Origin of the sequence: Paraglaciecola sp. 20A4 (assembly GCF_011378905.1) — a bacterium.
In the GTDB taxonomy this organism is placed as follows: Bacteria; Pseudomonadota; Gammaproteobacteria; order Enterobacterales; family Alteromonadaceae; genus Paraglaciecola.
Window position 1 is genome coordinate 1 of sequence record NZ_WTPY01000042.1, and the last position, 15,479, is coordinate 15,479.

12 protein-coding genes are annotated in these 15,479 nt (G+C 42.0%); 8 read left to right on the top strand and 4 right to left on the bottom strand.

Features of this window, described 5'->3' with window-relative positions; genetic code table 11:
- Positions 1 to 576: 576 nt before the first annotated feature.
- Positions 577 to 756, top strand: a complete 180-nt coding sequence (locus GQS54_RS23105; RefSeq protein WP_205967877.1) for a hypothetical protein — start codon at positions 577 to 579, stop codon at positions 754 to 756.
- 251 nt (positions 757 to 1,007) lie between these two features.
- Here GQS54_RS23105 and aldA read toward each other — a convergent pair whose 3' ends face one another.
- From aldA to GQS54_RS21435, 4 genes are read right to left on the bottom strand one after another with little or no spacing between them, the layout of a single operon-like run.
- The gene (aldA, locus tag GQS54_RS21420) at positions 1,008 to 2,471 is read right to left on the bottom strand and encodes an aldehyde dehydrogenase (protein WP_166425958.1); all 1,464 of its coding nucleotides are present in this window, start codon (positions 2,469 to 2,471) and stop codon (positions 1,008 to 1,010) included.
- Between the two features lie 5 nt (positions 2,472 to 2,476).
- Positions 2,477 to 3,241 (bottom strand): 2,5-didehydro-3-deoxy-L-galactonate 5-reductase, encoded by a 765-nt coding sequence (locus tag GQS54_RS21425; protein ID WP_166425959.1) that lies wholly within the window; start codon positions 3,239 to 3,241, stop codon positions 2,477 to 2,479.
- 35 nt (positions 3,242 to 3,276) lie between these two features.
- Positions 3,277 to 4,302, bottom strand: a complete 1,026-nt coding sequence (locus GQS54_RS21430) for an alcohol dehydrogenase catalytic domain-containing protein (RefSeq protein ID WP_166425960.1) — start codon at positions 4,300 to 4,302, stop codon at positions 3,277 to 3,279.
- 8 nt (positions 4,303 to 4,310) lie between these two features.
- Positions 4,311 to 5,447 (bottom strand): mandelate racemase/muconate lactonizing enzyme family protein, encoded by a 1,137-nt coding sequence (locus GQS54_RS21435; RefSeq protein WP_166425961.1) that lies wholly within the window; start codon positions 5,445 to 5,447, stop codon positions 4,311 to 4,313.
- Between the two features lie 181 nt (positions 5,448 to 5,628).
- On the opposite strand from GQS54_RS21435, the gene GQS54_RS21440 reads away from it, so the two are divergent.
- The 7 genes from GQS54_RS21440 (at position 5,629) to GQS54_RS21470 (ending at position 15,427) form a co-directional block, all read left to right on the top strand.
- Complete coding sequence (locus GQS54_RS21440) at positions 5,629 to 6,234, top strand: GntR family transcriptional regulator (protein WP_166425962.1); 606 nt, start codon at positions 5,629 to 5,631, stop codon at positions 6,232 to 6,234.
- A gap of 518 nt (positions 6,235 to 6,752) precedes the next feature.
- Positions 6,753 to 9,527 (top strand): TonB-dependent receptor, encoded by a 2,775-nt coding sequence (locus GQS54_RS21445; protein WP_166425963.1) that lies wholly within the window; start codon positions 6,753 to 6,755, stop codon positions 9,525 to 9,527.
- A gap of 280 nt (positions 9,528 to 9,807) precedes the next feature.
- The gene (locus GQS54_RS21450) at positions 9,808 to 11,361 is read left to right on the top strand and encodes a tryptophan halogenase family protein (RefSeq protein WP_166425964.1); all 1,554 of its coding nucleotides are present in this window, start codon (positions 9,808 to 9,810) and stop codon (positions 11,359 to 11,361) included.
- Between the two features lie 67 nt (positions 11,362 to 11,428).
- Positions 11,429 to 12,148 carry a SapC family protein gene (locus GQS54_RS21455; protein ID WP_166425965.1) on the top strand — a complete coding sequence of 240 codons (720 nt, stop codon included), beginning with the start codon at positions 11,429 to 11,431 and terminating at the stop codon, positions 12,146 to 12,148.
- 299 nt (positions 12,149 to 12,447) lie between these two features.
- A complete protein-coding gene (locus GQS54_RS21460; protein ID WP_166425966.1) occupies positions 12,448 to 12,726 on the top strand; it encodes a hypothetical protein in 279 nt (92 codons plus the stop codon).
- Positions 12,727 to 13,285: 559 nt separating this feature from the next.
- Entirely contained in the window at positions 13,286 to 14,251 is a 966-nt protein-coding gene (rho, locus tag GQS54_RS21465) for a transcription termination factor Rho (protein ID WP_166425967.1), read from the top strand.
- 234 nt (positions 14,252 to 14,485) lie between these two features.
- Positions 14,486 to 15,427 carry a sulfotransferase family protein gene (locus tag GQS54_RS21470; protein ID WP_166425968.1) on the top strand — a complete coding sequence of 314 codons (942 nt, stop codon included), beginning with the start codon at positions 14,486 to 14,488 and terminating at the stop codon, positions 15,425 to 15,427.
- Positions 15,428 to 15,479 lie beyond the last annotated feature (52 nt).

Consider the following 15,479-nt stretch of genomic DNA (forward strand, 5'->3'; position numbering starts at 1 on the left):
GAGTATAAGATCACAGCGACATCAGCCCGTCAAATAATGTTGTTTTTGTTCAAAAAACGTTCATGATCTTGCCGTGGAGTCAGAGCCATTGAGTTTAATTTGTCGCTAATTTTCTATAGATCCTTATCCTAAAATTCTGCTAATCCACTAGCCGCATTTGGGAGGCCGTTCAGTAAACACTATTAGAAAGCCTTTACACAATTAGAATCAAAAACTACAACGGCCGCAAAGTTACGTAGTAGTCAGCCAATTCTTATACAATCTACAATCTACAAACGTCAAACGTCAATCAAAATAGGCTCGTACCAGTGCTTTACATATCCGTTAATCAGGTGAGTCAGATCGTTAATTCAACCACCCAACTAAATCAAGCAACGAACCTAGCTTAAGCAGATAAACGTTGGGGTGTGACTGGTTGCTGCGTAGCCAAAGGATTGGCAACTAGACCGCCATGCGCACGTTGATAATCTTGTACTGAGCCCATATTTGAATCGGCCTGGTATATTTTTTTAGTACATTATGTTCAATGGCATTTTGCTGTCGTAAATAGACCCTGCCGGCATCAACGCCTACTTTGTGGTTGTGTCTAAGGTCACTAAAAATGGTTTTGAGATCATTGCCAAAGATAAAACCTTGTTATATTGGCCTGACGGTTTTGCAATCGACAACGAATGGCTGTACGTCACGCAAAACCAATCAGTTACTAAACTCCAGGTTGAAAGACCGAGTTATGTTTCAAATTCCATGGGGAAATAGTGGTATATACCATGAGTAAATGCACTATATTGGCGAACATAGGTGCAAAAGCTGACAAAGTTGATGTGGTAAAAAGCTTTTGTTAAAGCTGATTGCTTAAACCGGTGCCGAGGAGGGCGGTACTTGTGAATTGTTTATTAAATCGTCGGCACATCAATATTTTAGTGCCGACTGATTAATGATAACTTGCAATAGACCATTTCTCAGTTGCACACCCAGAGCGGGTGTACTGCGTCGTTATTATCTGTGGATTATGCTTCGTTGATATAAACCGTTTTCTTCTCGAGGTACTGCTCAAGACCGAACTTACCGTCTTCACCGCCAAATCCGCTTTGTTTCCAGCCGTTATGGAAGCCTTGGTGCTGCTCACCCATGCCGCGGTTGATGTATACTTCGCCCACTTCCAAGTCGCTAATAGCTTTATTGATGTTGGCAAAACTTTGGGTATGAACGTAAGCACTTAATCCGTAGATACTGTCATTACAGAACTCGATGGCTTGTTCCATACTACTCACTTTAACGATGGGTAGAATAGGGCCAAACGTTTCTTCGTGTACCACTATGTTGTCTTGTTTTACATCGACCAATACGGTTGGTTCATACCAGCAGCCGCCTTCAAAACCATCAACGGTGGCCGTTTTTCCACCTGTGGCGATAGTAGCACCTTGTTTAAGAGATTCTTGCACAATATGCGCGATATTATCGATTTCACGCTGATTACACTTTGGGCCCATTTGCGTATCCGTTGCCATGGGATCACCTACTTTTAGGCCTTTAACGAGTGGCAAGAATTTTGCCATGAATTGCTCGTAGATATCTTCATGAACATACAAACGTTCAACACAAGTACATACTTGACCGCAGTTAGCAAAACGACCCCACAGGGCGTCTTCTGCTGCTTTATCAAGATCGGCATCATCCATAATCACCATCGGTGCTTTACCCCCTAGCTCAAGCATTACTGGGGTCATATACTGTGCACTGGTTTTGTAAATTTGTTTCCCTGCGGCTGTTGAACCCGTCATGGTGATCATCTTAGTGATAGGGCTTTCGCATAAAGCTTGGCCAACGACAGATCCACTGCCATTAACCACGTTAAAGACACCTTTTGGTATACCTGCTTCGTTGGCTAAACGACCGAGCTCAGTGGTAGCCAGTGGTGTTTCTTGCGTCGGTTTCAACACAATAGTGTTACCAGTAATTAACGCAGGACCAATTTTACGACCCGCCAGTGCCAGTGGGAAGTTCCATGCTGTTATACCAACGACAACGCCTCTTGGCACTTTATGAATATAAATCTTTTCGTCTAGATTATCTGAGGGAAGAATATCCCCTTCGATCGTTAACGCGTTATCGCAAGCGTAGTCGATAAACGTTGCTGTTACGTCCACCTCCATTTCAGCAACAGACAACAATTTACCTTGCTCAGCAACCAGCATTGGCGCAAGAATATGCTTGTTTTCTCGAATTTTATTCGCGAAGGCACGCAGAATGTTCTGACGAGTACGGGCGGTTAATTTTGCCCAAGATTTTTGCGCATTATTGGCAGCGTCTAAAGCACACTGAGCGTCTTGCGCACAACCTTCTGGTATTTCAGCAATAATCTCGCCGGTTGATGGGCTAAGTATTTCAATTATACCTTGTGCTTTAGAAGCAACATATTGGCCATCGATAAAATTAACATTGTTTGGAAATTGTAAACTTTGAATATGCATTGTGATTATCTCCCCATCCAGCCGCCATCAACCAATAAAATAGTGCCATTCACATAACTTGACGCTTCGGAGGCCAAAAATACAGCGGGGCCTTTAAAGTCTTCAGGCGTACCCCAGCGACCTTGGGGAATACGCCCTAATATAGCACTAGAGCGTTCTGGATCATTGCGTAATGCTTCTGTGTTATCGGTATCAATATAACCAGGGGCAATAGCATTGACGTTTACACCTTTGCCTGCCCATTCATTGGACAACGCCATAACAAGTTGGCCGATAGCCCCTTTACTCGCTGCATAACCAGGGACCGTAATTCCACCTTGGAATGTGAGTAAAGACGCGGTAAAAATAATTTTGCCGGCACCCTGGGCAACCATTTCTTTACCGATTTCTCGACTTAGAATAAATTGTGAGTTCAAGTTTACATCAATAACCTTGTCCCATAGGTCATCACTGTGATCAACCGCCGGGGCGCGCAATATAGTGCCAGCATTGTTGATGAGAATATCGATTTTAGGGAAGTCAGCTTTTACCTCTTTTATAAAACCATACAGCGCATCACGATCCGAAAAGTCACATTGGTAACCTTTGAATTTCCGGCCGAGCGCTTGTACTTCCTTTTCTACTTCTGAGCCATGTAACGCTAAGCTCGCAGAAACACCGATTATATCTGCGCCAGCTTCAGCCAAACCCAGCGCAATGCCTTTACCGATACCGCGTTTACAGCCGGTGACTAGGGCCAATTTGCCTTCTAAACTAAAATTTTCTAACATTACTATTCGTTCCTTATAAACAGTCGCGACGGGTGCTATTGATTGACATTACACTCAACCAGCGCTTTCATGCCTTGTGGGTTTCCATCCATACTGGCAAACGCATTTCCTATTTCTGCTAGTGGACTGACAGAGCTAATAAAAGGAGTCAGATCAATTTGACCGCTAGCAATTAAGTCGATAGCCCAGTCAAAATCTGCTGCTTCGTAAACTCGAGCACCTAATAGCTCAAGCTCTTTCCAAAAAAATTGGAAGAGATCAATGGGCGGCTGTGTTGAGTGGATGGCGACCATAACAATGCGGCCGCGACGACCCGCAATTTGTGTCATGGCTTCAATAGCCGGCAATACGCCTGATACTTCAAATACAACGTCAGCGCCTTTGGTTTCTGTCCATTGATCAACATAAGCGGCTAAATCAGTGTCCATTGGGTTAACGGATTTTACACCGAGTTCATCTGCGAACGCGCGACGGCTTTCGTTTGGTTCTGACACTAACACTTCAGCGCCAACACTTTTAGCCACGGCTGCGACTAATTGTCCTATGGGACCACCGCCTAAAATGACTGCTTTTTCACCAGCTTTTAGGCGTGAACGACGCACATCATGGCAAGCAACTGACAAGGGTTCAATTAAAGCGCCTTGTTTTAAATCAACATTGGCTGGTAATTTGTGTAACGTGCGTGCCTTCACTGTCCAGCTAGATTGAAAAGCCCCCGGGGTGTCGATGCCCATAAACTTAAGGTTTTGGCAAATATGGGTCAGACCAGCATCACAGGTTGGACAATTACCACACCAATCAAGTGGGCGAACAACTACTTTATCACCAACGGTAAAGCCAACTACGCCTTTGCCTATTTCAGCCACAACACCGGATATTTCATGCCCTATGGTTTGTGGGATTGAAACACGTTGATCCATCACGCCGTGATAAATGTGCATGTCTGTACCACAAATTCCAACATAACCAACGTTAAGTCGAACTTCACCTTCCTGCGGAGCAACGGCGTGACCTTCGACGACTTTAAATGATTTATTACCAATATATTGAGCTGCGTACATGCGGCCTCCTAGGAATGTTTAACTAAATAGGGAGTAAGTAACTCTGTTTTGAATTTAACGCCGACGCCTGGGGTGTTGGGCGCGACGGCTTTACCATTTTCAAGTTTCAGAGGGTGAGTGGTGTATCTGTCAATAGGGAACGAATGGACTTCTAAGTAACCCGCATTTGGCTGAGAAGCCATAAGGGATACATGCAATTCATGCATACCGTGGCTGCAAATGGGCGTGTTGTTTGCGTAGGCCATAGTCGCCACCTTTAGCCAACCGGTAATGCCGCCTATATTTGACGCATCAGGTTGTAAAAAGCCGAGCTTGGCTTGTTTAATCGCCTGATTAAACTCATAGACAGTGTGCAGATTCTCGCCCATGGCCAATGGAATATTAATTTTGTCTGCTATATGTGCAAAACCAGCATAATCATCCGGAATAGTAGGCTCTTCGAACCAAGTGATATCGTATTGCTCTATAGCTTTGGCAAATTTAATCGCCTGATTTACCGTCAGAGAGTAATTGGCGTCTACCATAAAGGTGGCATCTGGGCCGATAAGAGCACGCACCGCGGCAACTCTTGCAACGTCGTCACGATAATCTTCTTTGCCCACTTTTATCTTAACCGCTTTAAAACCGCTATTTAGATAGCCTTGAATATTGCCAAGCAACTTTTCTGTTGAAAAGTTAAGGTCAATGCCACCTGCATAGCAATTAACCCGATCACTGCAGCCGCCGGCTACTTTCCACAAAGGTTGCTTCAGTTTTTTGCAATGAATATCCCACAGGGCGATATCGACTGCTGAGATGGCAAAGCTCACTAAACCACCACGACCCACATAATGGAGATGATATTGCATTTCTTCCCATAAATGCGTGATACAGCTTGCGTCTTTACCAAGTAGTAAAGGGGTTAATTCGTCATTTAATAATGAATAAATAGCACGGCCACCTTTACCGCCCGTGTAAGTATACCCAACACCTTGGGTGCCGTCGGCACAGGTAATGGTACATAGAACCAATTCAAAGTGGGTATGATCGCCGTGTTTCGCATCATTCAATACTTCATCCAGAGGAACGTTAAATAATTCAACGCTAATAGATTTAATCTGCGAACCGTTCATGGCAGGTGTGTCTAGTTTGGCAATGACACTCATGATAATCCTGACTAGGTAAATTGACTGTGAATTAATTGTACATTGTTAACAATTAATTGCAAGCTTGTATGTCAATTCTATAAAGTTGCGGATTGTTAACTAAAAATATTTATCACATTTAGGCATTTTCGTTTACTATATTGGCATACTCTTAAATACTGCTTTTTGGGAAGCTTACCTTATGAAATCTAATAAAATTCTTTCCGTCAGAGAGCAAATCGCTGATGTACTTCGCTCCGATATTATTTCAGGTGAACTCGAACCTAATACCAAACTGAACGAGCAACAGTTGGCAGAAAGATTTGGTACTTCTCGTGGTCCTATCAGAGATGTACTGATTAAATTGACCAAAGAGGGCCTGTTGGTCAGTAAAGACAATGTTGGTTCATCAGTGAGTAGCCCATTGACCCCCGAGTTACAAAAACTGAGTATCGATATTCGACGTAAAATCGAAGAATATGCTGTTAAGCATCTAGAAAATAATATTTCAGATGAAGATCTAGCGCAAATGGACGCAATCATCGATAAGATGCAAGAGCATTTCGATAAAGAAGAGTTTACTGAGCTAACTAAAACAGACATTGAATTTCACAAGTATTTTGTGGGCTTGGCGGGCGGTGAAGATTTAACTAATTTATGGTATCCGGTAGTTCTGAGAATGCGCATGAATTATCAACGTATTCGCAATTCACAAACCTTGGTAGATGAGCACCGGCATATCGTAGATGCGTTACGTAAGAATGATTCAAAATTAGCCATTTCAGGTATCCGTAAAAACATTAAATAATTTTATTGACAGCCGTTTTGTAAAAAGCGGCTGCTGAAATTCCCATTTCCCTCCTTCTTTTCATCCTCTTTCTAACAAATGTCGACAACTGTTTTTGCGTTATTAATGGCGTTGAATTTATTAACGTTAACGAGACGTGACTTCCATTGCACTCTAATTAACCGAGTTAGGCTTTGTTAGTTTGGTAAATAACTGACCATTAACGGTTGTTTTGTTATGTATCTCTCGATTCGTTGATGTCTATTTTATATCATAATTTACAACTACTTATCACATACACCACGATTAAAACAACTATCAAAACAAAGATCAACGATAAATGAAAACCCCTGATTGTAAAGGTTCTGACCCATCTAATTGTAAATTATTTGTTTATTTAGTTTGACTTAATACTACAATTATTATTATTATTTTGTAAATTGTTAACATTATCTCTGGTGACAATGTTGATTTGTTAAGTGGTAATGATGAATAGAACTTATTCCTGGTGAATATCCAATTGCTTTGAGGTGCACGAAATGAGTAACGCAAAATTTAAACTAAACGCCATATGTATGGCGATGCTAGTGTCGTCAGCGAATGTCTACGCTCAACAAGCGTCAGTTAATAATGACGAAAGTGATGTTGAAGTGATAAATGTTACGGGTATTCGTAGTGCATTAAGTAAGTCGGCATCAATCAAACAAGAATCTTCGGGTGTAGTTGATGCTATTTCAGCTGAAGATATTGGGAAGTTGCCTGACACTAACTTGGCTGAATCGTTGCAACGTATAAGTGGTGTATCGATTGACCGTGCTAATAACGAAGGTAATAAAGTTACCGTAAGGGGGTTCGGGCCAGACTTTAACTTGGTGACATTGAATGGTCGGCAAATGCCTAATTCATCAGCTTTGCAATCAGCTGGCGTCTCTCGTAGTTTTAACTTCCGAGAAATTGCATCAGAAAGTGTGTCTGGTGTCTCCGTATTTAAAACGGGTAAAGCCAATGTTGCCTCAGGTGGCATTGGAGCCACCATTGATATCAGTACTGCAAAGCCGTTTGATTACGAGGGATTTAAAGCATTTGCCAGTGCTAAAGGTGTTTACGATACCAGTGTAGAAACTGGCAGTAATATCACGCCGGAAATATCCGGTATGATTAGCCAAACGTTCGCCGATGGTAAGTTTGGTGTGCTGCTCTCAGCGTCTCACTCTGAGCGAGATAGTGGTCGGGATCGTGTGGGCACCTCTTCTGGATGGGTGCGCAATCGAGCTAACCCGGATGGTGTTGATGCCAGTGCAATCAACGCTACCAACAACCCTACTGGGGCTTATTGGGTTCCGTGGACTCCGGAAATCGAACGTTTTGATACTGAGCGTGAGCGCCAAAACGCGCAACTGGTTTTACAGTTTGCCCCAAACGATCGTATCGAAGCTACACTTGACTACACCATGTCACGCTTTGAAGAAACAAGCTACACCAACAAACAAGCATTCTGGTTTGATAATCCAGCGGGCGTAGCTGATGAAAATGGTACCTTGGTTAATATCACTAATGCGAACGACGAACTCAATTTCTGGGCGTGGGAACGTTACGAGAAAAAAGAAAATGACTCAGTGGGTTTCAATATTAAATGGCAAGCAACAGATTCGCTGAACCTAACATTTGATGCTCATGATTCAACGTCGCATTCAAACCCTGATGGTCAAACAGCTGAAACATTGGCTAACTTAAAAAATCCATCTGGCTCTGTTGCCTCAATTGGTGCTGATTTTAGTGGAGATATTCCATCAATAACCGTTGATGATTCTGGCTTGGCTGGTGGCGCGTACAACCCCGATAACATTGTCTCTGACTTGTACCAGTTACGCGGATACGAGATGGAAAACAATATAAAACAGTACCAGTTAAACGGTAAGTGGGAAAATATAGAAGACGGTGCTCTAGCGGCGATTAATTTCGGCGCGATGTATACCGATTACCAAGTTGATACATACTTGTCAGAGCGCTTCTCATTTGTTGATATTCCGCTGGATGATTTAGGCTTGACCTTTTCACCGCTGGGCGACTTCGCCGACCAATTTTCTGGCTCAAAGAGCTTGTTTCCATTTATTCCGAAATACGATGCCAGTCGCTTTGTTGATATTGTAAAAGAACAGGGGTTATTCCGTGCACCTGACGTAACGACGAATGGTGTAGGTGAAAAAACTACCGCGTTGTATGTATCATTTGATTTTAGAACCGAGTTCAATGATTTCCCCATCGATTTAAATGTTGGGGTACGCTACGAAGACACTGATGTGAGTGCCTATTCAGTACAGCCAGGCATAATTGCGCTGAATTATCGCCACGCTGAGGAATTGCGCGCCTTCTTTGATGACACGGCTACTGCACAAGAGTTGGATGGTAACTACACACGTATTCTGCCTAACCTTGATTTTAGCATGGAGCTGACGGGAGACGTTAAAACACGCTTCTCTTATAGTCGAACACTTGCAAGAGCTGGAATTGGCGCTATGTTCCCAGCCACGCGTATTGATGCTCGCCCAGAGGGGCCATTTAATGCGTCACAAGGTAATCCAAATTTGTTACCAATCACGTCAGATAATTTCGATCTCTCGCTGGAGTGGTATGACGTTGACGGCAGCTATGCATCTATTGGCTACTTTAAAAAATTCGTTGAAAACTTCATTGGTGCAGGCGTTGAAAAACGTGCGATTAACGATGTCAACGGCAATCCACTGCGTGACCCAAGCATTACCCCACGTGAAGGTTGCCCTGATTCATCTGATACGCCAAACCCAGCTTGTTTGAGTCAAGCGGCTGACCCTATCGTGATATTCGATGTCGCGACGCCTGATAACTTACAAAACCGTGAAGTCGACGGCTGGGAATTAAATGCTCAGTACATGTTTGCTGATACTGGATTCGGTGCGGTTGCTAACTACACATTAGTCGATAGTGATGAATCATTTGACCCGTATGATTTTGATCAAACTATTGCCTTAACGGGGTTGAGTGACTCGGGTAATGTGGTGGGTTTCTACGAGAACGAAAAACTACAAGTACGTGTTGCTTACAACTGGCGTGATGAATTTTTATTATCCTTAGGAACAGAACCTACGTTTACTGAAGCCTATGGTCAGTGGGATTTGAGTGTGAACTATGACATCAATGAAACTTTTACAGTCTACGTAGATGGATTAAACCTAACAGACGAAACCGTGCGCCGACATGGTCGATTCGACGAGCAGTTGATTTCAGCCGAGCAATACGGTCCACGTTTCAGTTTTGGTATCAGCGGTAAGTGGTAGTCCTGTCGGCCTCTCGTGAAATAAGTAGAATTTTGTGACTTATTTCACACCGAAAAGGCACGTAAAATAAACAAGTAAAGCCGTCTTAATGTGACGGCTTTATTATTTTATCCGTCTTCGAGCAATAAAATATTTTGCACGTAAAGCGCGATAAACAGTGTGCTTTTGGGACTTAATTAATTCAGTGATATGGTTTCGGGTAGGAATAATATTTCTTATGTTTTGAACTAAGATAATCATAGTAAAGATATACCTTAGAGGTGTATCAGGGGAGCGATAAGTGACACATGCAATTCAATCAATTGTTATCGTAGGCGGCGGTACTGCAGGATGGATAACCGCAGGAACACTTGCAGCCAAACTTAAAAGCGAGCATGGTACAGGCTTTACCATTACGTTGGTCGAGTCCCCCGATGTCAAACCAATCGGCGTAGGCGAAGGCACTTGGCCAACTATGCGCCGCACCCTAAAAGCCATGGGCATACGTGAGACCGACTTTATTCGTCAGTGTAATGTGTCGTTTAAGCAAGGCGCCAAATTCGCCAAATGGGTTACCGGTGCGGATGATGATTTTTACTATCATCCTTTAGTATTGCCGCAAGATTTTGATAATACCAACTTAGCACGTCAATGGTTGATTGACCCCCATGAACAGTCATTTTCCCAGGCCGTTAGTTCACAAGAAGCGGTATGTGAAATGGGCTTAGCTCCTAAGTATATTACGACGGCGGAATACACTTCCATTATCAACTACGCCTATCACTTGGATGCAGGCCAGTTTTCAGCGTTTTTGCAGCAACATTGCACCGAAAAGCTCGGTGTGCGGCATATACTGGATAATGTTACGCAAATTAATTCGCTACTAAATGATGATATTGATAGTGTTTCGACTGTGAAGCACGGCGATATCAGTGGTGATTTATTCATCGACTGTACGGGTTTTAAATCTCTATTATTGGGCGAACACTTCAAGGTGGGTTTTAAGTCTTGTAAAGATGTACTGTTCGTTGATCAGGCTTTAGCCATACATGTTCCTTATGATAGCGACGATGCACCTATTGCATCACATACTATCTCAACAGGACAAAGTGCAGGCTGGGTGTGGGATATTGGTTTGCAAAATCGTCGCGGGGTAGGGCATGTTTATTCCAGTGCTCATATAAATGAGGATCAAGCCAGCGAAGAGTTACTGGCATATATTCGTCAAACTGGTGGGAATGTAAGCAGTAGTGATATTCGTAAAATACCTCTGAACCCTGGCCATAGAGAAAAGTTCTGGCATCAAAATTGTGTCGCTATTGGTCTATCTGCAGGTTTTCTTGAGCCTCTCGAGGCATCGTCGCTGTTGCTAGTGGAGATTTCAGCCTCGATGATTGCTGATCAATTTCCTGCTAATCGTGAAGCTATGAACATCATTGCTAAGCGATTTAATCGCACGTTCTTGTATCGCTGGGAGCGAATAATTGATTTTTTGAAATTGCATTATATGCTGACCAAACGCAAAGATTCAGATTTTTGGATAGACAACACCGACCCAGCGAGTATCCCTCAAAGCCTCCAAGATCAACTAACGTTGTGGAAATACCAGCCCCCCTGGCATAACGACTTTGAGCATGCCGTTGAAGTATTTCCTGCGGCTAGCTACCAATACGTCCTTTACGGAATGGGGTTTTACACCCAGCCTAGTGCTATGGGTCTGTCGGATAATTATCAAAAAAATGCACGCATTTTGAGAACGAAGAATATTCAGCAAACTGAGCAACTGTTGCATAATTTGTCGACTAATCGCATCTTATTAAACAAAATTCATCAGTATGGTTTGCAAAAAGTGTAATAAGATAAGACCTGCGATCCATAAGATTAAAGATAATTGACTCAATTAAAACATTAAGGAGGCAACATTGGCCCAGCCTGTATTACTAGACTATAAGCACCATAGCGATACTCGTATTATCACTGACAGAGGAATTAAGTACGGTGAAAATATACATTTCATCCCAGTTATTGCTGACGAAGTTAGAGCACTCGCCATCGCTTATCCAATCTGCTTTTTAAAAGACAACAATACCGGCCAGTTTGGTTTGAATGTGTTAACGGGTTTTGAAGCTGCAGAGAATCTTTTTTTACAGAACAGTGAATGGCGAACGCATTACGTACCCATTCACTTGAGACGCCAGCCTTTCATTGTTGGTGTGACAGAAGATGGTGCAAAGCCAAGTAGTGACAATACTGTATTGACATTGGATATGGACAGCCCAAGGGTTAATAAAGAACAAGGGGAACGCTTATTCGACGACCAAGGTAAAGCAACGGATTACCTTAACGAAATGCTGGATTTGCTAGGCCAATTAGTTTCTGGAAACAATCGAACAGAAGTTTTTATCAATGCATTGCTAGAGCATGATCTAATTGAACAGGTTCAATTGACTATTACGCTTGCAGACGGACAGCAAAAACGTTTCGATGGGCTTTACAACATAAATGAAACCAATCTCAAAGCGCTAACAGGGTCGGCACTTGAGCAATTTCACAGTAAGGGATACTTGCAAGCGTGTTACTTAATAGCTACTTCGATGGGAAATATACAGACGTTAGTGAAGTGGAAAAAAGAAGCTAAATAAGTAGGTAAGCAAATAACTAACAGTCTGGTTTAGTTTATCACTACAGCTAGACTTGTTTATGACCGCGTATAAAAATTGAAGCGTTGCTTTTAGCGTAAAACATGTAATATTCCAATATTATTTATGGCCTCGTAATCACGTAGATATTCACAAAGTCTGATACTTAATTCAGGAGTCTAAAGTACATCATGCCTGCCTATGTTAATGAATCAAGCTTAAATCCACAGGGATATTTTAGTGCAAATTTTTATCAATGGGCGCAGTTTTTAATTCGGTGATTAGTCACGAAATGAGATTTTATGAAGAATAGTTTAACAAGAATATGTTGGCCCATACTGCGTTTTTTCGAGGCAAATGAAGCACCGAAAAATTATAAAAAGTCTCACCGAGTGGCTTTGAATGTTGTAGGGGCTTTATTTCTCCTTCTATCATTCGTTTCGGCGACGGCTGCTAACTTCATCGGTGGTGTTGGTTCACTCATCCCTGTGATATTTTTTTTCTGTGCAGGCACGGTTGCCCTTATCGTGGGGGGACTGGGTTCGAACGGCGCTGTTTCAAAAATATGGGGGACTAAATAAATGCTTACGATGAAAATACCAGCTTAATTATACTTCGGCGGCGCTAGGCCAATATTGGACAGCGCTTTGTGATACGCCGTGGCAGAAGGTTTAACGTTATAAAGGTTTAATGTTTAGACGTTCTGCTTACATCAGGCAACGTTAATATTTGATCGCAATAAATCCAACGATTTAATATGTGATCAGTTCCGTCCATGAGGGCTAACCCTTAGACTGGATATCTTGCAGAGTTGCTTTACTTATTCACACTGATGTTTTTATGCGTGTTTACCGCATTTTGTGTTGCTTAGCTCAAAAAGCGACTTATCTTTTCGTATTTAACGTTTCTTTTTATCATGAGGGGCTCGATAAACGTTTATTTTATATGTCCTTTCTCTTCTAAGAGTGTTGGCAGCATGTATCAGGGTCTATCACTTCAAAGAGCTAATGTATTCAAGTTTCGTCTATTAAAGCGGCGAGTTTAAATCAGCAACAATGAAAGAGTAGATATAACGCATTACTTTTTTGTTATGGGTGTCATAATAGGTGACATTATTATCAAGGGCTATAAACCGATATTATGACAAGAAAAATATTATCTCTTAAGTTGAAAAAAAATAAAGATAATCAACAAGTAGATAAAGCAGTTCACGAGGTCAAGGAGGCACCTTATGCTGACCCGCAAAAGCGTTTCGCTAATGGGGTAGCCATTAATCCTAATCAATGGATCCAACTAGAGTTGGGGTCTGAACAAGCTAGCACGCGAGCGATGGATTTAGTTACACCAATTGGAATGGGGCAACGCGGTTTGATTGTTGCGCCACCTGGCTGCGGAAAAACCACCCTGTTGAAACATATTTGCCAAGCGGTGGGCAAAGCGTATCCCGAAATAAAGCTTTATGCCTTACTGATTGACGAACGACCAGAAGAAGTCACCGATTTTAAACGCAGCGTACCAGCAGAAGTGTATGCCTCATCCTCTGATGAAAGCTACGATCAGCACGTAAAAATGGCCAATAATCTATTGAATAAAGCCCGTCGTGAAGCTGGCGAAGGTCATGATGTAATGATTGTCATCGATTCACTCACAAGACTTACGCGTGTGCATAATGCAGAGCGAAAAAGCAGCGGGCGCATTATGTCAGGTGGTATGGATGCTAGAGCCATGGAAATACCGCGGAAACTATTTGGTGCCGCTAGGAAAATTGAAAATGGTGGCTCGCTTACGATCTTAGCAACGATACTGTCGGATACCGGAAGCCGTATGGACCAAGTGATATTTGAAGAGTTTAAAGGCACAGGTAATATGGAAATCGTGTTATCTCGGGAAGTCTCAGATCAGCGTATTTTCCCTGCGTTAGATATTGCCAAAAGTAGTACGCGACGAGAAGAGCTTCTGCTTAATTCAAACGATCTAGAAAAAGTGAGAGTGCTACGAAGAGGGCTTACTCATCTAAAACCTGTCGATAGCGCTAGAAAACTTGCCGAGCTACTTGATAAGTACCCGAGCAATGCTGCATTACTAAACAATCTTGTAGCAAAATAAATATTAAGATGTGTTGTTGAAAAAGTCTGTTAATACAGGAGATGTAGTAAACACGCACCATGGATATGAGTTGTCATAACAAGTATTTACGTTACGCGGCAAATCAGGCTTTATCCATTGTTTATACGAGGTCGACTGATTCCATATTCGATATCAATAGCAGGTTAGAATAACGTAATTATTTTCTTAATTTTATTTTCTTGATTTTATTTCTAAAGGTTTTGACATATCGAAATGGAAACGACAACGATTCATTTTGCTAACGAATTGGCTGAGCAACTCGAACCTTTCGCACAATCATTAGCGCAACGCAAAATGCAAAAAATAAAGCTAATCATTCATGCCGGCACACCTAAAACGGGTACCACTAGTTTACAAACCTATCTGAATAAGAAGCAACGCAAGCTCAGAGGAAAAGGGTTCCTTTATCCACATAATCTTGAGCAATCAGCTAATCCTTCAGCGCCTAGACATCAGTGGTTTGAGAAAAATCTTGTGACCGCTCATGTCGAAAATTTCTTAGCAAATTTCAATAATATTATTTCGCAAGTCAAAGATGACACGCATACCATTATTCTATCTTCTGAGGGCATATACAATTATTGGTGGGACTTCCCTGATGAATCAAAGGATGTTTTACGTGCATTGAATCAACTTTTTAATGTCGAGGTCTGGGTATGGTTTCGTGAGCCACTGGCGTTTATTGAAAGCTTTTATAAGCAGTGTATTCGTAACCCTCAAGTACAAAGCAACCCATGTTATGGGAAAGATTTATCGTTTGCTGATATGCTGAATATTCCTTGGTTTTCGCAACACTTAAACTATCAGGGGTTCGTCAGTGAATGCCAAACATTGTTTGGTAAAAATAATGTTTTAGCGTTTCAATATAACGGCGATGTAGTGCAAGAAGTTATACAGAAGTTAGGGTTATCTACACCACATGACAATCCGACGCCAAGACAAAATAACAGTCTTAATAATGCTTCAATAAAACTGTTAAGAACCATTAATCATTATAATGTTAAAGCAAAAGACAAAGAGCTTTTGATACCCTATATAAAAGAAATGAACGGGATCCTTGGGCACTACGTTAATGACACTTTGATTGATGACGAATGTAGGAAAAAGGTTTTAAAGCTCTCTAGCGTGATGAATTCCAACACTTTATTTCTTTAGCTTAATAGTTTTTACTCTTCTTATGGCTATTTTGGGTTAATCGTTTGTTCGA